Raw genomic sequence first — 23,496 nt, forward strand, 5'->3', positions numbered from 1 at the left:
CCCCTTACTGAGCGTTGTATAAAATCACTGCTGCAGTACCCAGCAGATTAAGCAGTGTCAACGGCAGGCAAATTTTCCAACCGAAAGACATCACTTGGTCATAACGTGGACGCGGTAAAGAGGCACGGATCAAGATAAACATCATCATGAAGAAGCCAGTTTTGATAGCAAACCACAAGAATGACGGCAGGAATGGACCATGCCAGCCACCAAAGAACAGCGTCACAATCAGGGCAGAAACCGTTACGATACCGATATACTCACCGACGAAGAACAGACCGAACTTCATGCCTGAGTATTCAACGTGGTAACCATCCGCAATCTCTTGTTCTGCTTCTGGTTGGTCAAACGGATGACGGTGACATACCGCAACGCCCGCTATCGCAAAAGTCACAAAACCAAAGAACTGAGGAATGATGTTCCACATGCCTTCTTGGGAGTTCACAATATCAATCAGGTTGAATGAACCTGCTTGTGCAACCACGCCCATTAAAGAAAGGCCTAAGAACACTTCGTAACTCACGGTTTGTGCTGACGCACGCATCGCACCTAATAATGAGTATTTGTTATTACTTGACCAACCCGCAAATAACACCGCATAGACCGCGAGACCCGCCATCATCAGGAAGAATAAAATCCCAATATTCAGGTCTGCAACGTGCCATGTTGGGCTAACAGGGACGATAGCAAATGCTAAGAACAGTGAACAAAACGCAATCACTGGCGCAAGCGTAAAGATTTTCTTGTCCGCGAACTGTGGGATCCAGTCTTCTTTAAACAGCATTTTGAACATGTCGGCGATTAACTGGCCCATCCCAAACGGACCAACGCGGTTTGGACCATAACGGTTCTGGAATAGACCGAGAATACGGCGCTCTCCCAGACTCATGTAGGCCCCACAAGTCACAACAACCAATAAAATGACGACAGATTTAAGGATGGAAATTAACACTTCCATCACTTCAGGAGAAATCCAATCCATCATGCTCCCCTCCGCAGATTATTGACTGACACGCCAGCCATTGAAGGTGCGATACCTGGCATGCCTAACGGTAAGCCAATTTGACCTGTAGATAAGTGATTGCTGAGACGAACAGTCAAGTTAAACGCTTGACCTGCATGGCTAAATTCAGCTTTTGTTCCTGCTACCAATCCAAGTGACGCAGCATCTTGCGTGTTCAGCATGATATATGGCTCTGGCATACGCTCTTGGATCACTTCTGAACGCTGTGACATTTCATCACTACCGAACAGGTGGTAATAAGGTGCGACAACCCACTGAGCTTCGCTGGCTTGATAAGCCGCTGGAATTTCAGTGAAGTAAGCCAATTTACCTTCTGTTGAATTGAACAAACGGATACCCGGGTCACCAAATAACAGGTGTCCCCCCACTTCGGCTTGGAATTTGTTCCAGGCTTGCGGTGAGTTCCAACCCGGTGCCCATGCAAATGGAATTTGCTGGCGCGGCGCGGTTGGGCTGTTGTTCCCTTCCATTGAGAAAGCAAATGGAGAGTCAATATCTTGCGGTTGACGAGGCTCATGGACAGATTGATTTGCTAGCATCGCTGTACGACCACTGTAACGATGTGGTTCACGCGCCAGTTTTTGACCACGAATACGGAAAGACGCTTTCGGAGCCGCATCAACCATACCTGAGAATTGTGGCATTGCGGCAACACAATCAGCGATAACGTGATCCAGTTGAGACCAATCTGCATCACGCTCTTGCGCTTCAGTTTGCAGTGAATGCATCCAGCGCCAGCTTTCGTTCATCACGATAGCTTTGTCGTAATACGTTGGGTCGAAGACTTGGAAGAAACGTTGTGCACGACCTTCTTGGTTAATCAACGTGCCGTCTGCTTCAGCAAAACTCGCTGCAGGCAGAACTAATGTTGCTTTATCCATGATGTCCGTTTGCTGATGGTCTGCAACAATCAAGTGGCTCAATTTTGCGAGTGCGCTATTGACCGCATCCACGCTGCTGTGACGGTACAAGTCGTTTTCGATGACAACAGCCACATCCGCTTCTTTCGCTTCAATGCGAGCTAAAGCGCTGTCTAGTGGCTGTGCGTTCATCATTGCCAGACCGAAACTATTTGCATGAGACGCTAAGTAAGATAACCCAACATTCGCGCCTTTCGCTTTCAGTGCAAATGCCACGTTAGCGGCCGCTTGGATCATTGCCTCGCTGGCACTATGGCTACCACTGATAATTAATGGTTTTTTCGCACCCACTAAGGCCTGAGCAATGGTTTCCACTTTGGCTTTTAAGTCTGCCGGTAAATCATTCACCGCAGGGGCTTCGCCATTAATCATATTGGCGATAGCAAAACCAAAACGCGCTTGGTCAGCGACTGGAGCACGGTAATTAAAGGCGGCCACATCGTCTAAGCGAGTATCATCAACATTGGTAATAAACAGCGGATATTTCGCGTGTTGGCCAATGTTTTGGATAGCGGCGATTTGCCAGTCAGCGACTTTCTGCGCTGCGGCCATTTCACGCGCTTTACCTTTCACAGCTTGACGAACAGATAACGCCATACGTGCGCCTGTCTGAGTTAAATCTTCACCCAGTACCAGTACCGCATCATAGCCTTCCACTTCACGCAATGTTGGGGTATAGATACCACCATTTTGCAAAATGTTTTGCATCAGCGCTAAGCGACTTTGCTCACCCGCAGAGATACCTGAGTAGAAGTTTTCTGCACCGACTAAAGCGCGCAATGCATAGTTGCTTTCAACGCTAGCACGCGGCGAGCCGATACCAATCACTTTTTTCGATTGATTGATAATTTGCGCACCGCTTTGCATCGCTTCGATAGCCGAAATCACGTTCTTAACGCCATTTTTATTGAGTACGGCTTGGCGAGGACGGTCTTTACGGTTGACGTAACCATAACCAAAGCGACCACGGTCACACAGGAAATAGTGGTTTACCGAGCCGTTATAACGGTTTTCGATGCGGCGGATTTCACCATAACGCTCACCGGGGCTAGTATTACAACCGATACTGCACTGCTGGCAGATACCCGGTGCAAATTGCATATCCCATTTACGGTTATAGCGCTCAGAGTGAGTTTTGTCGGTGAATACCCCAGTAGGGCAAACTTCAACTAAGTTACCGGAGAACTCGCTTTCCAGCGTACCGTCTTCAGTACGACCGAAATACACATAGTTATGTGCGCCATAAACCCCTAAATCGGTGCCATCTGCGTAATCTTTGTAGTAACGAACACAACGATAACACGCGATACAACGGTTCATCTCATGACTAATAAATGGACCGAGGTCTTGGTTAATGTGAGTACGTTTCGTAAAACGATATTTACGCATATTATGACCGGTCATTACCGTCATATCTTGTAGGTGACAGTTCCCACCTTCCTCACAGACTGGGCAGTCATGAGGGTGGTTGGTCATCAGCCATTCCACGACACTTTCACGGAATTGTTTGGCTTCTTCATCATCAATTGAGATGTAAGTCCCTTCCGTTGCGGGTGTCATACAAGACATTACTAGGCGACCGCGAGTGTCATCTGCGTTCTGATACTGCTTAACCGCACACTGGCGGCAAGCGCCAACGCTTCCCAGCGCCGGATGCCAGCAAAAATAAGGAATATCTAGCCCGAGAGAAAGACAGGCTTGTAACAGGTTTTCAGACCCGTTTACGTCATATTCTTTGCCGTCTACATATATTGTAGCCATAGTCAGCATGCTTCCCAAAGGCCCGCATAAAGCAGGCGTTAATCAAAAATACGTTCTTCGTGAAAAATCTCTTTAGCGGTTGCTCAATCGCTAAATAATTACCAGCGCTGCTTCAGCAGGTTGGGCTGGATACCCGCAATCTGCACAATGTTACGCAGATCTTTTTGCGAAATACCCGCTTCGAATTCATCACGGAAATATTTGATGGCACTTTGTAGCGGTTCGACCGCACCCGGTGCGTGAGCGCAGAAAGTTTTACCCGGCCCTAAGAAACGGCAAAGTTGCTCTAGGGTTTCAATATCCCCCGGCTGCCCTTCACCTTTTTCCAGCGCTTGTAAAATTTTCACACTCCATGGCAAACCATCGCGGCACGGTGTACACCAACCACAGGATTCACGGGCAAAGAAGGTTTCTAGGTTACGCACTAACGAAACCATGTTGATCTCATGATCAACCGCCATCGCCAATGCAGTACCAAGACGGCTTCCCGCTTTGGCAATATTTTCGAAATCCATCGGTAAGTCGAGATGGTCGTTGGTCAGGAAGTCTGTCCCTGCGCCACCCGGCTGCCATGCTTTTAATTTTAGTCCATCACGCATACCACCTGCGTAATCTTCCAGCACTTCACGTGCCGTCGTACCAAATGGCAGTTCCCACAGACCCGGGTTTTTCACACGGCCAGAGAACCCCATCAGTTTAGTACCCGCATCTTTACTCTTACCTGCGCTTAAATCGATATACCATTGGTCTCCGTGCTCTAAAATGGCAGGCACGTTACAGATGGTTTCAACGTTATTAACGCAAGTTGGTTTACCCCAAGCACCTGATGTGGCAGGGAATGGTGGCTTAGAACGCGGGTTAGCACGGCGGCCTTCTAAAGAGTTAATCAGTGCGGTTTCTTCACCGCAGATATAACGCCCAGCGCCGGTGTGGACAAATAGTTCAAAATCGAAACCTGAACCGAGGATATTTTTGCCTAATAGACCTGCCGCTTTAGCTTCTTCGATGGCACGACGCAGGTTTTGCGCGGCTTCAACGTATTCACCCCGTAAGAAGATATAACCACGGTAAGCTTTTAGTGCATAAGCGCCCGTGATCATCCCCTCAACTAACAAGTGAGGAAGTTGTTCCATCAATAGACGGTCTTTATAAGTGCCCGGTTCCATTTCATCCGCATTACATAAAAAGTAACGCAGTTTCATGTTTTCGTCTTTTGGCATCAGGCTCCATTTCAGACCCGTTGAGAAGCCCGCACCGCCTCGCCCTTTCAGGCCAGCGTCTTTCACGAGATTCACAACTTCATCCGGTGCCATGCCTTTGAGCGCACGCTCAAGACCTTTGTATCCGTTTTTACTGCGATACTCATCTAACCAAACAGGCTGATTGTCATCACGCAAACGCCATGTTAGGGGATGAGTTTCAGCAGTACGGATCACTGGATTAACAGAATTTGTCATGGATACTGCTCCAGTAATTTTTGAATATTTTCAGGCTGCACGTAGCTGTGAGTGTCATCATCGATCATCATCGTTGGACCCTTGTCACAGTTACCTAAGCAACAGGTCGGCAGCAATGTAAAACGGCCATCAGCTGTTGTTTGGCCCGGGCGAATATTAAGCTGTTTAATGATTTCAGCTTCTAAGCCCTGATAACCTGTAATATGGCAAACAACACTGTCGCAATAGCGAATAATGTGGCGACCCACTGGTTGGCGGAAGATTTGGCTATAGAATGTCGCCACCCCTTCAACATCACTAGCTGGGATACCTAAGACGTCAGCGATAGCATGGATCGCACCATCTTCAACCCAACCGCGGTTTTTTTGCACAATTTTCAGTGCTTCAATTGAGGCAGCACGTGCGTCTTCGTAATGGTGTTTCTCACCTTCAATCTCTTCGCGCTCTTTCTCGGTTAAGACAAAGCCATGATTGACTTGCGGTTCAAACACGTTCACGACATTGAGCTCGTTGTGCTTCTCATTTTCGTTATGTTCATTATGCATGGTTAGCGATCCACATCCGACATTACAAAATCGATACTACCCAGATAGACGATTAAGTCTGAAACTAAGCTGCCTCTGATAACCGCAGGAATTTGCTGCAAGTGAGCGTAGCTCGGCGTACGAATACGCGTGCGGTAGCTCATTGTGCTGCCATCACTGGTTAAGTAGTAGCTGTTGATCCCCTTCGTCGCTTCAACCATCTGGAATGACTCATTTGCTGGCATCACCGGCCCCCAAGACACTTGTAAGAAGTGGTTGATCAGGGTTTCGATGTGCTGCAACGTACGCTCTTTTGGTGGCGGAGTTGTCAGTGGATGGTCAGCTTTGAAAGGACCTTCTGGCATATTCTTATAGCATTGCTCAAGAATACGGATACTCTGACGCATCTCTTCCACTTTGATCATCACACGGTCATAACAGTCACCGTTATGCGCGATAGGGATATCAAATTCGAAGTTTTCATAGCCTGAATATGGACGCCATTTACGCACGTCAAAATCAACGCCTGTTGCACGTAATCCAGCCCCTGTCACACCCCATGCCAACGCCTCTTCTTTTGAGTACATTGCGGTACCAATAGAACGGCCTTTTAAGATGGAGTTCTTCAGTGCGGAAGTGACATAAGACTCTAAACGTTTTGGCAGCCAGTCTAATAATTCACGCAGCAGTTTTTCCCAGCCACGTGGTAAGTCGTGAGCGACACCACCGATACGGAACCATGCAGGGTGCATACGGAAACCGGTAATCGCTTCAATGACGTTGTAGACTTTTTGACGGTCAGTAAACGCAAAGAAGACTGGGGTCATCGCACCAACGTCTTGGATATAGGTACTGATGTACAGTAAGTGGCTGTTGATACGGAATAACTCAGACAACATGACACGGATCGTTTTGACGCGATCTGGCACTTCAATGCCTGCCAATTTTTCAACGGCTAACACATATGGCATTTCATTCACACAACCACCGAGGTACTCGATACGGTCGGTGTAAGGAATGTAACTGTGCCATGACTGGCGTTCACCCATTTTTTCAGCGCCACGGTGGTGGTAGCCGATATCAGGTACGCAGTCGATAATTTCTTCGCCATCCAATTGCAGTACGATACGGAACGCACCGTGTGAGGATGGGTGGTTTGGCCCCAAGTTCAGGAACATGAAATCTTCGTTTTCATTTCCGCGTGCCATGCCCCACTCTTCTGGTTTGAAAGTCAAAGCTTCCATTTCCAGATCTTGTTTCTGCTTAGTCAGCACAAAAGGGTCGAACTCGGTCGCACGCGCAGGGTAATCCTTACGCAGTGGGTGGCCTTCCCAGCTTGGTGACATTAAAAGGCGGCGTAGATTCGGGTGACCTTGGAACGTTATACCGAACATGTCCCACACTTCACGCTCATGCCAATTCGCATTCGGGAACAGTGAAACAATAGAAGGCACGTTTAAGTCTTTCTCATTAAGAGCGACTTTTAACATGATATCGCGGTTACGATCGATGGAGATGATATGATAGAAAACACTAAAATCTGCTTCTGGCAGACCTTGACGGTGAATTCGTTGACGTTCATCTACCCCATGTAAGTCAAATAACATGACATACGGTTTTGGTAATTTCTTTAGGAAATCGACCACTTCCAGTAACTGTTCGCGACGCACCCAAACCACTGGCATGCCAGTGCGAGTTGCTTGAACAGAAAAGGCATCCGGCCCAAATTGATTGCGCAGTTCCAGAAGCACAGGGTCGTTTAAGTGATCCTGTGTCTGCCATCCTGGCTGGTTACTACTCGCTTGCGCTATCTGATCTGTCATCATTCTTCACCATAACGCTTGATCAGGTTTATTATTTCGCAACAACATTGCTCTGTTACGCTGTATGGCTTTAAGCCTTAAATTTCGTCTGGTGTACGCAGGTTTGTCACTGCAATACGTTCACCATGCTTTCTTTCTCTTTCTGATTGCATATTGGCACGGTAAACCCCTTGGTCTCCAACGACCCAAGACAGCGGACGACGCTCTTTACCGATAGATTCTTGCAATAGAAGCAGAGCCTGCATATAGGCTTCTGGGCGTGGTGGGCAACCTGGGATATATACATCCACAGGAATAAATTTATCGACGCCTTGTACAACAGAATAAATGTCATACATGCCACCAGAGTTGGCACATGAACCCATGGAAATAACCCATTTTGGTTCAAGCATTTGGTCATACAGACGTTGAATAACAGGTGCCATTTTTGTGAAACAAGTACCTGCAACTACCATGAAATCGGCTTGACGAGGTGAAGCACGCAGTACTTCTGCACCAAAGCGGGCGACGTCATGAACAGCCGTGAACGAAGTCACCATTTCTACATAGCAACATGAAAGACCAAAGTTATATGGCCAGAGAGAGTTTTTGCGCCCCCAGTTAACCACATCGTGAAGTGCATGAGAAAGTTTCCCCATGTAAACACTGTTTTCAACTTGCTGCTCCAGTGGATCTGTTACGATTTCCTGGGTTTGCAGTGGGTAACGGTCGTTCTCACCGTTCGGATCTATGCGGGTGAGCGTATAATCCATTGTATAATGCCTCGCTTTTTACTGCGGATGACGATTGCTGATTTTAATAACTTCACTAGGATGCTTTACTTTTCCGCGGGAACGGACTGGAGTCCAATCCAATGCCCCAACGCGGACGAGATAAAACAGTCCCGCCAACAATACCAAAATAAAGATCGCGGCTTCGATGAAACCTACCCAACCGGCTTCGCGGATGGCAACTGACCATGCAAATAAGAACATGGCTTCAACATCGAAGATAACGAAAAACATGGCGACTAAGTAAAACTTAGCGGACATGCGGAGACGTGCACTACCGACCGAGTCGATACCGGACTCATAAGGAACGTGTTTTGTTCTGGCTTTGGCGCGGCTACCTAAAAAGTGACCCGCGACCAACATGAAAGCACAAAGACCGATAGTGCCGATAAGGAATATCGCAAACGCCCAGTTATGGGCTAACGCTAGGATTGATGTAGACATACTCGTTGCTTACTCATTACTTATGGTGTGTTAACTGCTCTTTTTTACATCACGGCAGTATTGCACCACAATTGCCCAGTTAATCGAGAAGAAAGACCAAAATTGATCACAAACTAAAATATCACCAAACTTAAATCAGTCTGTTGACTGCGTTTGGTTTGTCCTCTCTCATTACAATTTACCTTACTTAAATTAAGTAAAATAACCCGTATTTGTTACAAAAACTTCACACTACAAAAACAACGGAACAACAAAAAGTACTCATAATCTGCTAAAACGTGTCAGTGTAATGATACTCAAGTAAACACGCAAACTAGTTTAACTGATTATTCGTTTTTACTACACCATTATCTCAGGAAAAACCTGTCTTAACAGATGAAAAATTGCGCTTTTTATTTGATCTAACGCACACTTTTATTGAAAAAGTACTCAATTTGTTTACATAGCATTCAATTTAACTTTAAGTCTTTGTAACTCTTTTTAACGCATGACTTCAAGTAACTACCTGACATTCCAGCGCTATTTTATCTATTCAATAAAAAAATATTGTTAACAACATAACAAATTGTTAACTAAACAATGAAATTCAGGTTATGCCAGCTACATCACAATTATTTCATGGTCTTTCCTATTTAACCATACTTATTAAGTGGTTAATTGTTTTTTTTATGAGCGGATATTGATAAAAAATTGATAAACTTGAATTTGATAACCTATTAAAAATATCACTGAGGATTATTTAAACACCCACAAGAACAAATTTCTCGATGCCATTTCCCAATATTGAAAATTTTGTTCCACGGTATGAGATAATCGTTTCAGTCATCAGCAGCGATCCACTTTCATCTACCACCAAACAGCTTAACCTACGCGTACGTAAGCCATTCAACCAATGAATGCCATCACAACCACAGCCCGAATGTTATTTAGACTGTGATTAACACATTGATTTTATTTGTACATGACCAATAACACATTGATCACAAACAAGTGATTCAGTAATAAACGGACAAAAAAGATATAAAAAAACGGCAATCCCAAGATAATTGGAATTGCCGTCAGTACAATAAATCGATTAAATATTATGCTTAAGATAACCAGTTGAATCGATTAAATTAATTACCTTCTTCGTTGATATCCACCAATTCACTTGCTGGAGTTGCAACATAAGGGATTTTTTTGTTTTCAATCGCATCGAATACAGTCAGAACAAAATCTTTTTGCTCATCTGCATTCTTATACAACCAATACTGAATATCAGGTAAACGAGGCAACCCATCAGCTTCACTCAAAATGCGTAAATCTGCATTTTGCATTTCCATTGGCCTTGCTGTTACCCCAACTTCTGCATTTACGGCTGCACGGACAGCAGGTAAAGAAGCCGCTTCATACGCCACATGCCATGACAAACCTGCATCATCAAGAGCACTAGTACAAAGTTTACGATATGGGTTAGTTTCGTCCATAACCACTAATGGAATGGGCTCATTAGAACGCAATTGAAAATCCGGTGCACTATGCCACAAAACAGGCACAGTTCTTAAAGCCGTTTTGGGATGGTGGCTAATTCTTGCCGTTGTTAAAGCAAGGTCTATCTCATGGTTATCGAGCATTGACTCAATAAACTGTGCCCGTTTAATACGCACTTCAACGGCAATTCTTGGATAGACAGATGCGATACGATTAAGCAAGAAAGGTAATAAGATATCGACGGTGTCATCAGATGCACCAATACGCAATTCACCATCCGCGTCATTATAGGTTAACGATGCCGTTGCATCATCATTGGCGCGAAGTATTTGCCTTGCGTAGCCAAGCAATTGTAATCCATGCGCAGTGAGCAGTTTATTTCGCCCATGACGAGCAAAAAGCTCACGACCGACTAATTGCTCTAGGCGCTGCATTTGCTGGCTCACAGCAGATTGTGTTCGACAAACGGCTGCAGCTGCAGCTGCGAACGTGTTAAGATCTGCGACAGCGACGAAAGTACGTAGCAAATCAAGATCTAGGTTCATGATGGGACGATTGGAATTTATCATCGTTCATTCTCTTATATAATTTTATGTTACCTGGTGTTTCTGCTCTCCTCCATGAGAATCAGCGAGTTTATAGCGACTACTAAGCGAGTGCATTTCTAATCCATAGATCTGTAATAACTTCTCATTACTTTACTTTTTTGCACCTTGTCCATTATTCATTGACGATAAGGCATGTGTACAAATAGCATACTTCCAAAAATCAAATAATCTTAATAAAAAGGCAATGTTTTCTTAAAAAACAAGCTAAAACATGCTTTCTTGGAAACGCCTAAATAGTAACATATTTAATGTAATCGCAATTATTTTAATGTAAGCACATTATAAAACTCATTTCACTATTTGGTTATAGCCAAAAATATCAATGAGTTATGAATTTAAGGCGCACTTTTCGTTAAAAAAAACACCTCGAAACAATCAATATTACTAACAAAATCACACTAATTATTATGAAAAAAGGCCATTACCGCAAAAAAAACATGTCTGATTTAACCATTCAATGCTTAATATTACATTTTGATACAATTTTTCCTTTTTCACTATTTTTATGCTTTTTTACTATTTATACTCCAAAACATCAAAGAATGTTAAAATTATAATCCAACTAATACCATATTTTCGGAATAGACAGCTAACCTAAGTAAGATAATAAGATACCAAACATTACATTTACGCGTAAACCAACCTTTTACACCAAAAATAACCTTGCATCTTCAAAAGCTTCTGAGGGAAGAGTACAGTAAAGGAATAACGCCGGCTCGACCAATGTAACCCTTAGGGTAATGAGAGAACTATGAATAATCTAACTAAATCCAGTAAGCTCGATAATGTTTGCTATGACATTCGTGGGCCCGTATTAAAAGAAGCTAAGCGCCTAGAAGAAGAAGGCAACAAAGTCCTCAAACTCAATATTGGTAACCCGGCCCCGTTTGGCTTTGAAGCCCCAGATGAAATCCTAGTCGATGTCTTACGTAATCTGCCGAGCTCTCAAGGTTATTGTGATTCCAAAGGGCTCTATTCTGCACGTAAAGCTATCGTCCAGCACTACCAAGCTCGTGGTATTCACGAAATGACGGTAGAAGATGTTTACATTGGTAATGGTGTATCTGAGCTTATCGTCCAAGCGATGCAAGCACTGCTTAATAATGGCGATGAAATGTTAGTCCCTGCCCCTGATTACCCACTATGGACTGCTGCAGTTTCCCTTTCTGGTGGGAAAGCCGTTCATTACATGTGTGATGAGCAGCAAGGTTGGATGCCTGATATTGAAGATATTCGCAAAAAGATCACCCCAAGAACGCGTGGGATTGTGGTTATCAACCCAAATAACCCAACCGGTGCTGTCTACAGCAAAGATCTATTAATGGAAATTGTCGAGTTGGCTCGTCAGCACAATCTTATTATCTATGCTGATGAAATTTACGACAAAATTCTTTATGATGATGCTGTGCATCACTCGATTGCCGCCCTCGCCCCTGATTTATTAACCATCACCTTTAATGGTTTATCGAAAACGTATCGCGTCGCTGGCTTCCGCCAAGGTTGGATGGTATTAAACGGCCCGAAAAAACATGCTAAAAGCTACATTGAAGGCTTAGAAATGCTAGCCTCTATGCGCCTATGTGCCAACGTGCCAATGCAACATGCTATTCAAACTGCATTGGGCGGCTATCAAAGTATTAGCGAATTCATTCAGCCGGGTGGCCGCTTATATGAGCAACGTAATCGTGCATGGGAATTGATCAACCAAATACCGGGGGTTTCATGTGTCAAACCGCAAGGCGCTCTTTACATGTTCCCGAAAATAGATATTAAACGATTTAATATCTATGACGACCAGAAAATGATTTTAGACCTGTTACTACAAGAAAAAGTACTATTAGTTCAGGGTACCGCATTCAACTGGCCTGAACCCGACCACTTTAGAATTGTTACATTACCTTATGCTGACGACCTTGAAATGGCGATTAATAAATTTGGCCGTTTCCTGGAAGGTTATCGCCAATAGAATTGGGTAAAATATAGAATAAAAGCCTCCAGCTCTGGAGGCTTTTTTATTATAAATCTAGCCATCACTAATAGACTGTATTATTCTGATAATCAAAGAATGGAAATAAAATAAATTGCCACAAGGAAAAAGCCCAATAATATAAATGGAAAATATTTCATACTGCCTCTTTATTTATGGATTGAATATTCATTATATTTTTTTGATTACATAATTCAACACAATTAAAATATCAGTTAATTTATAATCTAAATTAGATGGTATTATTAAGACACTCTTAATTTGACAAAAAACATTAAAATAATGTCACTGAGTAGTAACCAATTAAAAAACAATAAATTTATATCACTGTCACTTTATTTCCGTTATAATTTTTGTTGTTTGTAGACACCATAAAAGAGGACTTATGAGCTACTTTTTCGCCCACCTTGCTAGAATGAAGTTAATCCATCGTTGGCCGTTAATGCGTAATGTCCGAACTGAAAACGTTTCGGAACATAGCTTGCAAGTGGCTATGGTTGCCCATGCTCTTGCTATCATCAAGAATCGTCGATTCGGTGGTCAGGTTAATGCAGAACGAATAGCTATGTTAGCCATGTACCATGATGCGAGCGAAGTTATCACTGGGGATTTACCAACTCCGATTAAATATCATAATCAGCAAATTGCTCATGAATATAAAAAAATAGAGAAGTTCGCCCAGCAAAAATTACTCGAAATGCTACCAGAAGAACTGCGAGATGACTTCCGTGAGCTAATTATTGAAGATTTACAAACTGCTGAAGAACATTCATTGGTTAAACAAGCTGATTCACTATGTGCTTATTTGAAATGTTTAGAGGAACTTTCCGCAGGTAATAGTGAATTTAAACTTGCAAAAAAACGCCTAGAGAAAATATTAGAAGAAAGAAAAAGCCCTGAAATGAACTATTTTATGGAAAAATTTGTCCCAGGCTTTAAACTTTCCCTTGATGAAATCAGTAATTAATTTTTTAGTAGGAATAATAAATATTCCTACTCTGCATAAGCAGTTATTAATTATATTTCGTTAAATGCGGTAGAACAGTCAGACGATGACGGGAAATGCACATACAGCCGCTTGGAGTCCCCATTAACCCCCAATACCATTTTTCCTTTATCTTCGAAGGTAATAGAACAATAAAAACTCGATTTTGTACGATATTTTTTGCCACTTTTAGTTGTTATTTCAACAACCCAATAATCATATGAATCATTAACACCGAGCTCATATTTAAATGCAAAAATATCTTTCATAACAGCTTTATTTGCAATATTAGACAACGTTTGTGACCTAGGGTATTTTTTCGCACTGCTATTACTAAGGTTATTAATATAGTGTTCAATGACAACAGAACTTAAATCTTCCCCCCAAAAATTTTCAAATGTTGCCAAGCCCAAATAATATCTTTCTGGTGTAGCAGTTTCTTTATTCATATTAGATATTCCTCACATTAATTTGTCAGAAATAAGCTAGCATTTAGTTTATCAAATGAAAAAACGAATAAATATTAACGCTTACGTTTTTTTAATAGAAACCATCAATAACGATTTACTTTTCATTCGTTATTGATGGTAATTTTGAGATTATAAATAACAAGAATTAATTAAAGGGAAATAATACCGGTACGACCAAAATACTAATAAACATCACAATAATAGTGAATGGCACACCCACTTTCAAAAAGTCAGAAAATTTATAACCCCCTGGCCCTAATACCAAGGTGTTAACAGGTGATGAAACAGGGGTCATAAACGCAGCTGATGCAGCAATACCAACAACCATAGCAAATGGCAGCGGAGAAACCTCCATTTGACGTGCTGCAGCAATGGCTATTGGCGCCATCAACACCGCTGTTGCAGTGTTAGAAATAAACAAACCAATCGTAGCGCAAAGGATAAATAAACACAGCAGCATGACGTGCGGACCTAACCCACCCGCTATCTTCATCAAGGCATCAACTGCAAGTGCTATCCCGCCCGTTTCTTGCAATGCGAGCGCAAAAGGCATCATCCCAACAATTAATATGATACTCGGCCAGTGAATTGACTTATACGCACTTTCCATGTCGATACAGCGAAATTTTCCCATTAATAAACAGGCAATCAGCGCCGCAATAAAATTAGGAATTTCATTGGTCACCATCATCGCGACCATTAGTGCCAAGCAAAATAAAGCATGAGGAGCTTGAGAGGCGGCAGGGGCAACCGCTTCGACTTCAGCAGCTAGATTCAGGACAATAAAGTTCCGTGGCTTAGTCGATAAAACCCGGATTAATTTCCAATCACCAATGACTAATAAAATATCCCCTAATCTAAGCGGTTCATCAACTAGTTTTCCATCCAATGCCTTGCCATCACGACGAATACCAACAACGTTCAAACCATAGCGAGTACGAAATTTAATATCCTTTAACGATTTACCCAATAGTTCGGAATCTGGGTTCATCGATACTTCAGCCATGCCTACGTCTCGTGATTGCTCTGAAAAATAATCACCTCGTAAAATCATGGGTTCAAGGAGTTGTTCGCTACAAAACTGACGTAAGTCGTCATCACTCACAGAAATATCAATTAATAAGACATCTCGCTCGCGTAACTCCGTTCCCCCCGTAGCGCTCACCATCACACGACGGAATTTACGCCAACGCTCAATCCCTACTACGTTAGCTTCGTAACGAGAGCGAAGATGCAGTTCATCAAGGGTATGGCCAATAAGCGGGGAACCTTTGCGGATAGCAAGACGGCGAGCTCTGCCTGTCAGCTTGTAATCTCGAATTAAATCACGGAAAGTACGCTGATATTTAACTGGTTGTTTATCAGGTTCGTTACTGCCTAGCCAGCGCCTTGTCAGCCACATGTAGGCGATACCCGCGAATAAAATTAAAATACCAATCGGGGTAATAGAGAAAAATTGAAAGCCTTTGATCCCTTCTCGTACCAATTCACTGTTCACCACCATATTAGGTGGCGTGGCCACCAGTGTCATCATCCCACTGATTAGCCCAGCGAAGCCTAATGGCATCATTAACCGGCTAGGGGACGTTTTCATGCGTGATGCGACACTTAAAACGACGGGGATAAAAATAGCTACCACCCCAGTGGAGCTCATAAAAGCCCCTAACCCAGCGACGGTGAGCATTAAGAAAACCAGCATTTTGCTTTCGCTGCTTCCTGCAACGCGAACAAGCCAGTCTCCCATTTGATAGGCTATCCCTGTGCGAACAAGGCCATCACCGATGACAAATAATGCAGCGATTAGCAAGACGTTAGGGTCAGCAAAACCGGCTGTAGCTTGTTCTAGCGTTAAAGTATCGCTCAATACAAACGCGACAATGACAAGTAACGCTACCACATCCATACGGATCTTATTTGTGGTAAATAAAACTATCGCAATTAATAGGAGGGTCAAGACCCACAGCAATTCTCCGTTCAAAATATCCCCTTTCGACGAAAAAAAACATTGCTAAGAATTTTATTCAGTTAAGCATGTTTTACGGAGAATTTCTTTGATTAAATCACCATTAAGTCAAATTAGACACGAAAAGTTCATAATCACCATTATTGTCAGGCCCCGTAACGGAAATTTGTGCCAGTGAACTCACAATTACTTGAATTTCATCACGACGCGGCATGCCTTCTGGCGCATGGACTGCGACCACTTGGCAGCCTGCTGTTAATGCAGAATGGATGCCTGCCTGCGCATCTTCAAAGGCAATGCAGGATTTTGTAGGAAGAGAAAGTGCTTGTGCCCCAAGTAAAAACGGTTCTGGATCTGGCTTACCTTTGGACACTTTTTCAAATGTTATCCAATGTTTAGGCTCTGGTAACCCTGCCGCTTGTTGACGGCCATGGGCAATTGGTACAGTACCAGAGGTGACAATCGCCCACGGCGCGCCAATTTCATTTAAACGCGATAGCAAAGCAATAGCGCCGGGTAAAGCAATAACGCCTTCAGTATCTTCACTTTCCATTTTTTCTAACCAGCGAAAATAACCCATAATTTCTTCATCACTCGCCTCAGGTAAAAAGTGACGCAAACTGGTTAATGCTGGCTTTCCATGAATAAAGTTAATAATTTCTTCAGGGCTTTTCCCTATTCGCTCACCAAATTTACACCAGCAACGCTCAACAACTGCCAGCGAATCCGCCAATGTGCCATCTAAATCAAATAGAAACCCTTTTGCCTTTAATTTCACATCTACCCCTTTACCCTTTAATTGTGCAATTCGCATAACATAAAAAGTTGAATCGATTCTAGCCCACTAGTTAACGCTAAATAGGCATATATACGCAACCTCAATATTAAAAATAATTAAGAATTGAGCCTAAGACTTAGATTTGAATGCACTAGAGAGTTAAAACAGGAAAGAAATGTTAATTTGAAGTTGAAATTTTATACCTATTAATCCCATTTACTCTAAATAATTTGCCTTGTCTCTATGCGATAAAGTGAAGTATGACGAGATTGCTCTAAATATTCACGCTGTAGCTAGGCGACTAGAGAAGATATCTCGGGGAACATACAAAAGTATGTGACCCGAGTAGCCGAATGTAGTCAACAACACTACAGCGCGAAGAATGATGAGTACTAAGCGTTGAAGATTTGGGATATCTCTACTGCTGATAAATGATACTGCCTTGGACACGCATGCCAAATCGCTAACATACGATTATATTTTTCCCACATTGGTGTTTGTGAGTTAAACCCATGCGTTCCACTGTCAAAGTGGGTATAACGCCCTTCTGTATTGACCATAAAACGGACATAGCTCAGATAACGTGCTTCTGTTGCTGCATCAAAGCCCAAAAATTGCACACGGCGGCCATCAATGTCTTCTTTATTAGCCATGTTGCTATAAGAGACTTGCAGTGCATGGTACATTTCCATGATATCAATAACAGTACGGCAGGTGTCTTCACTTAAATGGCCAAAGTCTCTGTCTAACTCACGCATTTGTAAACCGAAACCACGTTCAATAATGGTTTGTAAGCGGCGATAACGTTCTGCATTATCGGGGTCAAGCATGGTCATCATTTTATATTGATTAGATAAGATCAAGCGTTGTGCGTTAGTCATTTCCATCATGGTTCTCCCACTAAAAAGTATGGCTTATCTTCGCATTCAACATCAATCATAGACAGTGAAAACATCGCTTTTATTGATCTAAACACGTTTTTTGCATTACTTATTGTTAAATCTACCTTTTAATGGAAATCATCTCTTAGATATCTTCCAAAAAGGAACGATCCAGCTGCTTAAACGCACGTTTTAGTAAATCAGCTAACGCCATATAATCGGGTTGCTGTTCAATCGGTGCCATGACAATACCCGCTTCGGTAAATTTATCACGGATCTCGTGAAACCAGCTCAACAAGCTCGATGGCAGAGGCGTCGCAGCACGTTTTCCTAACCACCATAAACCTTGCATTGGCAAACTACAGGCAAACAGTGCCGTTGCAATGGCGGGACCAAGTTGCCCACCTAATGCGATTTGCCATGCTAATGTGAAAATTGCAATGGGTGGCATAAAACGAATACCAAAGCGAACAGCCTTGTTAATGCGAATTTCGGGGAAGATTGGCGACAGTTTTTTCTCCATAGGAAAAGTCTTCAGATAGTGGTTACCTAATCTAAAGCGTTTAAAAAAACCGGGCGGTGTACTTTGTAATGTACTCATGAAACGTTTCCTATCGACTTCTTAAAAACTGAGGCAATAATTTATAGATTGCACGATGGTAAAATGATAGCACATTTAAGATAACGAAATTATTTCATTACATTTACCTTAAGTTAAGTCATTTTACTAAATATCAGCTATTCTAATAGCAATGTAACCCTGTGCTATAACACCACTTTATACGTCACTTATGATTTTAATCAATCAAAGCCCCTATTTTTAAAAAAAACGTATAAAATATAAAATAATTTTAGTAGAATCTACCGCATTTAGAATTGCTGTTGCATTTGTTACTTTTTAGCTTTATCCATCTTCAAAACGGAAGATAGACAACAGTTATATATTGGGGTTATTGGTCGTTATTTCAACACTAGATGCAAAGGTTTACTTTTATAACCCTTTGCTGGAAAGAATAGCGCCTGTTTTATCAACCCCATAAAGGTCTCACGATCTTTAACTTTTTCGCCTTTAACATGATATCAATCATGATGTTTCAGGTCATAAATACGCTAGGCTTTAGCAGTATATTTTTAATCTGAGTCTTTTCATGTTGTTTAAAAGGCTTCACAACAACAATTAACGATAGGTATTTCCATGTCAAGTAAGCTGGTACTGGTTCTAAACTGCGGTAGCTCCTCACTGAAATTCGCCATCATCGACCCAACTAATGGCGATGAATTTTTATCTGGATTAGCTGAGTGCTTTAACCTCCCGGAAGCCCGTATTAAGTGGAAAATGGATGGTGCTAAGAAAGAAGCGCCTTTAGGTGCTGGTGCAGCGCATAGCGAAGCATTGGATTTCATTGTTAACACTATTCTTGCTGAAAAACCTGAGCTATCAGAGCAAATCACCTCCATTGGCCACCGTATTGTTCATGGTGGTGAGAAATTCACCTCTTCTGTATTAATTACAGACGAAGTGATTGAAGGCATCGAAGCGGCTATTCCATTCGCGCCATTACATAACCCTGCTCACCTTATCGGTATTGAAGAAGCAAGAAAATCTTTCCCGCATCTGATCAACAAGAATGTCGCTGTCTTTGATACCGCATTCCATCAGACCATGCCGCAGGAAGCTTATCTGTATGCATTGCCATACGAATTATATTCAGAGCATAGTATCCGCCGTTATGGTGCGCACGGTACAAGCCATTACTATGTTTCCCGTGAAGCCGCGAAAAAACTCAACAAATCTGTTGATGATCTAAACGTTATCACTTGCCACTTAGGCAACGGTGGTTCTGTTACTGCTATTGTTAATGGTAAATGTGTAGATACGTCAATGGGCTTAACGCCATTAGAAGGTCTGGTAATGGGAACTCGTAGTGGTGATATCGACCCTGCAATTATTTTCCATTTACATGATTCTTTAGGCATGAGCGTTGATCAAATCAACAAAATGCTGACCAAAGAGTCTGGTTTATTAGGTTTAACTGGCGTAACTAGCGACTGCCGCTACGTTGAAGACAACTACGGCACTAAAGAAGATGCCACTCGCGCAATGGATGTTTTCTGCCATCGTTTAGCTAAATACGTTGGTGCATACAGTGCACTGATGGAAGGCCGTCTTGACGCTATCATCTTCACAGGTGGTATTGGTGAAAACTCAGCGCAAGTTCGTGAAATTACTTTGAAGAAACTGGCTATCCTTGGTTTCGAATATGACCATGAGCGTAACTTAGCAGCACGCTTCGGTAAAGAAGGTTTAATCACTACCGATAACAGCCGCCCTGCTCTGGTTATCGCAACCAATGAAGAGTTGGTTATCGCCCAAGATACTGCGCGTTTAACCGCATAAGCAACTTCTACCGCCAGCAACATGCTGGCGGTATCGTTTTGTCATTAGAGTAACCGAAATAAAGAGGTTCCCGTGTCCCGTACAATTATGTTAATACCTACTGGCACCAGCGTTGGCTTAACTAGCGTTAGCCTAGGTGTCGTTCGCTCAATGGAACAAAAAGGTGTTCAATTAAGCGTTTTCAAACCTATCGCACAGCCACGCGTCTCTGGCAACAAAGACCAAACCACTGAAGTCCTGCGCTCTCATTCAAGTATTACTACCATTGTTGAACCCTTAACAATGGAATACGTTGAATCGCTACTGACCTCTTCCAAAAAAGATGTGTTAATGGAAGAAATCGTCGCTCGCTATCATGACCACACAAAAAATGCGGAAGTGATTTTAATTGAAGGTTTAGTGCCAACACGTAAATATTCATTTGCTCAATCATTAAACTATGAAATTGCCAAAACATTAGGCGCAGAGATTGTTTTTGTCACTGCACCAGGCAATAGCTCCATTACGCAAATGCAAGAACGTTTAGAGTTAGTACGCAACGAATTCGGCGGCCAACGTAATAAAAATATTATCGGTGTTATTATTAACAAGGTGAATGCGCCTGTTGATGAGCAAGGCCGTACTCGCCCTGATCTGTCTGAAATCTTTGATGATTCAACTAAAGCGACAGTGGCTAACCTCGATACTAAGCAACTTTCGGCGCTGAATTTACCTGTACTTGCATCCATTCCATGGAACTTTGATTTAATTGCCACTCGTGCTATGGACATGGCAAGGCACTTAGGTGCAGAAGTTGTTAACGAAGGTGAAATCAAAACCCGTCGCGTTAAATCTGTGACTTTCTGCGCACGTAGCATCCCTCACATGCTTGAGCACTTCCGCCCTGGCTCACTATTAGTGACCTCCGCAGATCGCCCTGATGTGTTAGTTTCTGCATCACTAGCGGCAATGAATGGTGTTGAAATCGGTGCGGTTCTACTAACGGGTGGCTACAACATTGACCCGCCTATTCGCCAACTGTGTGAACAAGCGTTCGAAACAGGCCTGCCGGTGTTTATGGTGAAAAGCAATACATGGCAAACATCACTGAATCTGCAAAGCTTTAGCTTAGAAGTCCCTGCAGATGACCACGAACGTATTGAAAAAATTCAAAACTACGTGGCTCGTCATATTAGTAGCGATTGGATCGAATCACTGGTTGCAGACTCTGAGCGCCCTAACCGCCTCTCACCACCGGCTTTCCGTTATCAGTTAACTGAATTAGCGCGTAAAGCTGGCAAACGTATCGTTCTTCCTGAAGGCGACGAGCCACGTACCGTTAAAGCTGCATCTATCTGTGCAGAACGCGGCATCGCAACTTGTGTACTGTTAGGTAACCCAGAAGACATTCGTCGCGTTGCGGCAGCGCAAGGTATTGAGCTCGGCACTGGCATTGAAATTGTCGACCCAGTTAAAGTACGTGAAGAGTACGTTGCTCGCCTCGTTGAATTACGTAAGAGCAAAGGAATGACTGAGGTTGTTGCTCGCGAGCAATTAGAAGATAACGTCGTATTAGGGACATTAATGCTGGAAAAAGGCGAAGTTGATGGCCTAGTTTCTGGTGCAGTTCATACGACGGCAAATACTATTCGTCCACCGCTACAATTAATTAAAACAGCACCGGGCAGCTCATTAGTTTCTTCTGTTTTCTTTATGCTATTACCTGAGCAAGTGTTTGTTTATGGTGACTGCGCTATCAATCCAGATCCAACTGCAGAGCAATTATCAGAAATCGCTATCCAATCTGCTGATTCCGCAAAAGCGTTCGGTATTGACCCACGCGTTGCGATGATCTCTTATTCTACTGGTGATTCAGGTGCAGGTAGTGACGTTGAGAAAGTGCGTGAAGCAACACGTTTAGCGAAAGAGAAACGCCCAGACTTAATCATCGATGGCCCATTACAATATGATGCGGCAGTGATGGCTGACGTTGCTAAATCTAAAGCTCCTAATTCGCCAGTTGCAGGTAAAGCGACCGTATTTATCTTCCCTGACTTGAATACCGGTAATACCACTTATAAAGCAGTACAACGTTCTGCTGACTTAGTGTCTATTGGTCCAATGCTGCAAGGTATGCGTAAGCCTGTCAATGACTTGTCTCGTGGTGCATTAGTTGATGACATCGTTTATACGGTTGCATTAACTGCAATCCAAGCCGTACAAAACGAAAACGCATAATTCATCTCTATGATGTAAAAAAGCGCTCAGTTGAGCGCTTTTTGGTTGTTGACAAAGCGGGATAAAAGCGTGGTTTTTCCCGCTTTGTGTTATCAGCCGAAAATCAAGAAATTGATTTTCCTAATTTATTTTCAAAACCTATTCGACTTGCAGCCAAACATAATATGTTTGTCAGCAGTCTGAAAGCGCTCAGTTGAGCGCTTTTTTTATATTTGAAACCAATAAGCACAAATAAACAAATTAATTACCATAAAAACTATCATCTAGTTTATTAGTCGCATTTTTTATTAACTATATCAAATTTACAGATGATAGCATTCGCACTAATTTTTTGTATCGCATCATAGCAATGGTAATAATATGAATCACCTAACTAAAAATCTTATAATCATAATCGGTACTTTATTCCTAGCATCTTGTTCTAGTCACCTTCCTTCCTCAACAGAACAATCAAATTTTTTGAGTAACTATGACCGTTTATCTGAAGTTAAAACACCGTCTGGCAATATAATCAAAGCATGGCATTCAGACCAACTAAATACAACTCAAAAAAATAAGCTTATTTTTACCCCTATAAAATTTAAACCGCTTAATGAACACAATAAAATAAATGAAAAATTCGCAACGGTTCTACTTAATTACACGAATCAACAGGTCAAAAAAGAGCTAGAAAAGCACTTTGAATTAACCCAAACACCAGGGCCTAATACATTACAATTTACAGGTGTCATTACCTCTGTTAGCGCAACTGCTGAAGAACTCAAACCCTATGAAGTTTTACCTGTTATGTTAGTGATAGCAGGAACCCAACTTGCAGTAGGAAGCCGAGATGCTGACACGAATATTTATTTTGAATGGAAAGTCACTGACTCACAAACTGGGTTGCCTTTATATGAAGCCATTAGGAAAAACAGTGGGAACCAATTAAGTAATACTGAACAGGTGATAACCTTAGAAGACTTAAAGGATGCTGTTGATATTATCGCGGATGAAGTTGTTCCAAACGCATAATATGT

At 42.5% G+C, this 23,496-nt stretch carries 18 protein-coding genes; 5 read left to right on the forward strand and 13 right to left on the reverse strand.

What is annotated here, in order from left to right; all coding sequences use genetic code 11:
* Window positions 1–4: 4 nt before the first annotated feature.
* From nuoH to PSF67_RS05735, 8 genes are all read right to left on the reverse strand, one after another.
* Window positions 5–982 (reverse strand): NADH-quinone oxidoreductase subunit NuoH, encoded by a 978-nt coding sequence (nuoH, locus tag PSF67_RS05700; RefSeq protein ID WP_004912244.1) that lies wholly within the window; start codon window positions 980–982, stop codon window positions 5–7.
* The gene (gene nuoG, locus PSF67_RS05705) at window positions 982–3,705 is read right to left on the reverse strand and encodes an NADH-quinone oxidoreductase subunit NuoG (protein ID WP_272676620.1); all 2,724 of its coding nucleotides are present in this window, start codon (window positions 3,703–3,705) and stop codon (window positions 982–984) included. The genes nuoH and nuoG overlap by 1 nt, the downstream gene beginning before the upstream one ends.
* A gap of 98 nt (window positions 3,706–3,803) precedes the next feature.
* Window positions 3,804–5,162 (reverse strand): NADH-quinone oxidoreductase subunit NuoF, encoded by a 1,359-nt coding sequence (gene nuoF, locus PSF67_RS05710; protein ID WP_004259820.1) that lies wholly within the window; start codon window positions 5,160–5,162, stop codon window positions 3,804–3,806.
* The gene (gene nuoE / locus PSF67_RS05715; protein WP_036958085.1) at window positions 5,159–5,707 is read right to left on the reverse strand and encodes an NADH-quinone oxidoreductase subunit NuoE; all 549 of its coding nucleotides are present in this window, start codon (window positions 5,705–5,707) and stop codon (window positions 5,159–5,161) included. The genes nuoF and nuoE overlap by 4 nt, the downstream gene beginning before the upstream one ends.
* 2 nt (window positions 5,708–5,709) lie before the next feature.
* Window positions 5,710–7,512 (reverse strand): NADH-quinone oxidoreductase subunit C/D, encoded by a 1,803-nt coding sequence (gene nuoC / locus PSF67_RS05720; RefSeq protein WP_407072562.1) that lies wholly within the window; start codon window positions 7,510–7,512, stop codon window positions 5,710–5,712.
* A gap of 74 nt (window positions 7,513–7,586) precedes the next feature.
* Complete coding sequence (locus tag PSF67_RS05725) at window positions 7,587–8,261, reverse strand: NuoB/complex I 20 kDa subunit family protein (protein ID WP_004912254.1); 675 nt, start codon at window positions 8,259–8,261, stop codon at window positions 7,587–7,589.
* 18 nt (window positions 8,262–8,279) lie between these two features.
* Entirely contained in the window at window positions 8,280–8,723 is a 444-nt protein-coding gene (locus PSF67_RS05730) for an NADH-quinone oxidoreductase subunit A (protein WP_004259806.1), read from the reverse strand.
* A 1,115-nt stretch (window positions 8,724–9,838) separates the two neighbouring features.
* Complete coding sequence (locus PSF67_RS05735; RefSeq protein WP_102137640.1) at window positions 9,839–10,762, reverse strand: LysR family transcriptional regulator; 924 nt, start codon at window positions 10,760–10,762, stop codon at window positions 9,839–9,841.
* 790 nt (window positions 10,763–11,552) lie between these two features.
* Between PSF67_RS05735 and PSF67_RS05740 the strand changes: the two genes are divergently transcribed.
* Window positions 11,553–12,767, forward strand: a complete 1,215-nt coding sequence (locus PSF67_RS05740; protein ID WP_004259802.1) for a pyridoxal phosphate-dependent aminotransferase — start codon at window positions 11,553–11,555, stop codon at window positions 12,765–12,767.
* Window positions 12,768–13,173: 406 nt separating this feature from the next.
* Window positions 13,174–13,755 carry a 5'-deoxynucleotidase gene (gene yfbR / locus PSF67_RS05745; protein ID WP_102137639.1) on the forward strand — a complete coding sequence of 194 codons (582 nt, stop codon included), beginning with the start codon at window positions 13,174–13,176 and terminating at the stop codon, window positions 13,753–13,755.
* A 50-nt stretch (window positions 13,756–13,805) separates the two neighbouring features.
* On the opposite strand, the gene PSF67_RS05750 is transcribed toward yfbR, so the two are convergent.
* The 5 genes from PSF67_RS05750 to yfbV form a co-directional block, all read right to left on the reverse strand.
* The gene (locus PSF67_RS05750) at window positions 13,806–14,222 is read right to left on the reverse strand and encodes a hypothetical protein (protein ID WP_229597463.1); all 417 of its coding nucleotides are present in this window, start codon (window positions 14,220–14,222) and stop codon (window positions 13,806–13,808) included.
* A 166-nt stretch (window positions 14,223–14,388) separates the two neighbouring features.
* Window positions 14,389–16,221 (reverse strand): SLC13 family permease, encoded by a 1,833-nt coding sequence (locus tag PSF67_RS05755; protein WP_102137638.1) that lies wholly within the window; start codon window positions 16,219–16,221, stop codon window positions 14,389–14,391.
* Between the two features lie 88 nt (window positions 16,222–16,309).
* Window positions 16,310–16,984 (reverse strand): sugar phosphatase, encoded by a 675-nt coding sequence (locus PSF67_RS05760; protein ID WP_166264563.1) that lies wholly within the window; start codon window positions 16,982–16,984, stop codon window positions 16,310–16,312.
* Between the two features lie 392 nt (window positions 16,985–17,376).
* Window positions 17,377–17,871: a YfbU family protein gene (locus tag PSF67_RS05765; RefSeq protein WP_102137636.1), complete on the reverse strand. Its 495-nt coding sequence runs from the start codon at window positions 17,869–17,871 to the stop codon at window positions 17,377–17,379.
* A gap of 139 nt (window positions 17,872–18,010) precedes the next feature.
* Complete coding sequence (gene yfbV, locus PSF67_RS05770) at window positions 18,011–18,466, reverse strand: terminus macrodomain insulation protein YfbV (RefSeq protein ID WP_102137635.1); 456 nt, start codon at window positions 18,464–18,466, stop codon at window positions 18,011–18,013.
* A 594-nt stretch (window positions 18,467–19,060) separates the two neighbouring features.
* Between yfbV and ackA the strand changes: the two genes are divergently transcribed.
* The 3 genes from ackA to PSF67_RS05785 all read left to right on the forward strand — a co-directional run bounded on the left by ackA (window position 19,061) and on the right by PSF67_RS05785 (window position 23,491).
* Window positions 19,061–20,263: an acetate kinase gene (ackA, locus tag PSF67_RS05775; protein WP_102137634.1), complete on the forward strand. Its 1,203-nt coding sequence runs from the start codon at window positions 19,061–19,063 to the stop codon at window positions 20,261–20,263.
* An 87-nt stretch (window positions 20,264–20,350) separates the two neighbouring features.
* On the forward strand, window positions 20,351–22,480 hold the full coding sequence (gene pta / locus PSF67_RS05780; protein ID WP_272676642.1) for a phosphate acetyltransferase: 2,130 nt from the start codon (window positions 20,351–20,353) through the stop codon (window positions 22,478–22,480).
* A gap of 360 nt (window positions 22,481–22,840) precedes the next feature.
* A complete protein-coding gene (locus PSF67_RS05785) occupies window positions 22,841–23,491 on the forward strand; it encodes a DUF3313 domain-containing protein (RefSeq protein ID WP_272676621.1) in 651 nt (216 codons plus the stop codon).
* The last annotated feature ends 5 nt before the right edge of the window (window positions 23,492–23,496 follow it).

The organism is Providencia sp. PROV076 (genome assembly GCF_028483405.1).
Lineage (GTDB): Bacteria > Pseudomonadota > Gammaproteobacteria > Enterobacterales > Enterobacteriaceae > Providencia > Providencia huaxiensis.

What these genes read in the sequence shown, in the direction of transcription:
- nuoH (WP_004912244.1), bottom strand. Translation starts at nt 982, where the DNA reads ATGGATTGGATTTCTCCTGAAGTGATGGAAGTGTTAATTTCCATCCTT.
- nuoG (WP_272676620.1), bottom strand. Translation starts at nt 3,705, where the DNA reads ATGGCTACAATATATGTAGACGGCAAAGAATATGACGTAAACGGGTCT.
- nuoF (WP_004259820.1), bottom strand. Translation starts at nt 5,162, where the DNA reads ATGACAAATTCTGTTAATCCAGTGATCCGTACTGCTGAAACTCATCCC.
- nuoE (WP_036958085.1), bottom strand. Translation starts at nt 5,707, where the DNA reads ATGCATAATGAACATAACGAAAATGAGAAGCACAACGAGCTCAATGTC.
- nuoC (WP_407072562.1), bottom strand. Translation starts at nt 7,512, where the DNA reads ATGATGACAGATCAGATAGCGCAAGCGAGTAGTAACCAGCCAGGATGG.
- PSF67_RS05725 (WP_004912254.1), bottom strand. Translation starts at nt 8,261, where the DNA reads ATGGATTATACGCTCACCCGCATAGATCCGAACGGTGAGAACGACCGT.
- PSF67_RS05730 (WP_004259806.1), bottom strand. Translation starts at nt 8,723, where the DNA reads ATGTCTACATCAATCCTAGCGTTAGCCCATAACTGGGCGTTTGCGATA.
- PSF67_RS05735 (WP_102137640.1), bottom strand. Translation starts at nt 10,762, where the DNA reads ATGATAAATTCCAATCGTCCCATCATGAACCTAGATCTTGATTTGCTA.
- PSF67_RS05740 (WP_004259802.1), top strand. Translation starts at nt 11,553, where the DNA reads ATGAATAATCTAACTAAATCCAGTAAGCTCGATAATGTTTGCTATGAC.
- yfbR (WP_102137639.1), top strand. Translation starts at nt 13,174, where the DNA reads ATGAGCTACTTTTTCGCCCACCTTGCTAGAATGAAGTTAATCCATCGT.
- PSF67_RS05750 (WP_229597463.1), bottom strand. Translation starts at nt 14,222, where the DNA reads ATGAATAAAGAAACTGCTACACCAGAAAGATATTATTTGGGCTTGGCA.
- PSF67_RS05765 (WP_102137636.1), bottom strand. Translation starts at nt 17,871, where the DNA reads ATGGAAATGACTAACGCACAACGCTTGATCTTATCTAATCAATATAAA.
- yfbV (WP_102137635.1), bottom strand. Translation starts at nt 18,466, where the DNA reads ATGAGTACATTACAAAGTACACCGCCCGGTTTTTTTAAACGCTTTAGA.
- ackA (WP_102137634.1), top strand. Translation starts at nt 19,061, where the DNA reads ATGTCAAGTAAGCTGGTACTGGTTCTAAACTGCGGTAGCTCCTCACTG.
- pta (WP_272676642.1), top strand. Translation starts at nt 20,351, where the DNA reads ATGTTAATACCTACTGGCACCAGCGTTGGCTTAACTAGCGTTAGCCTA.
- PSF67_RS05785 (WP_272676621.1), top strand. Translation starts at nt 22,841, where the DNA reads ATGAATCACCTAACTAAAAATCTTATAATCATAATCGGTACTTTATTC.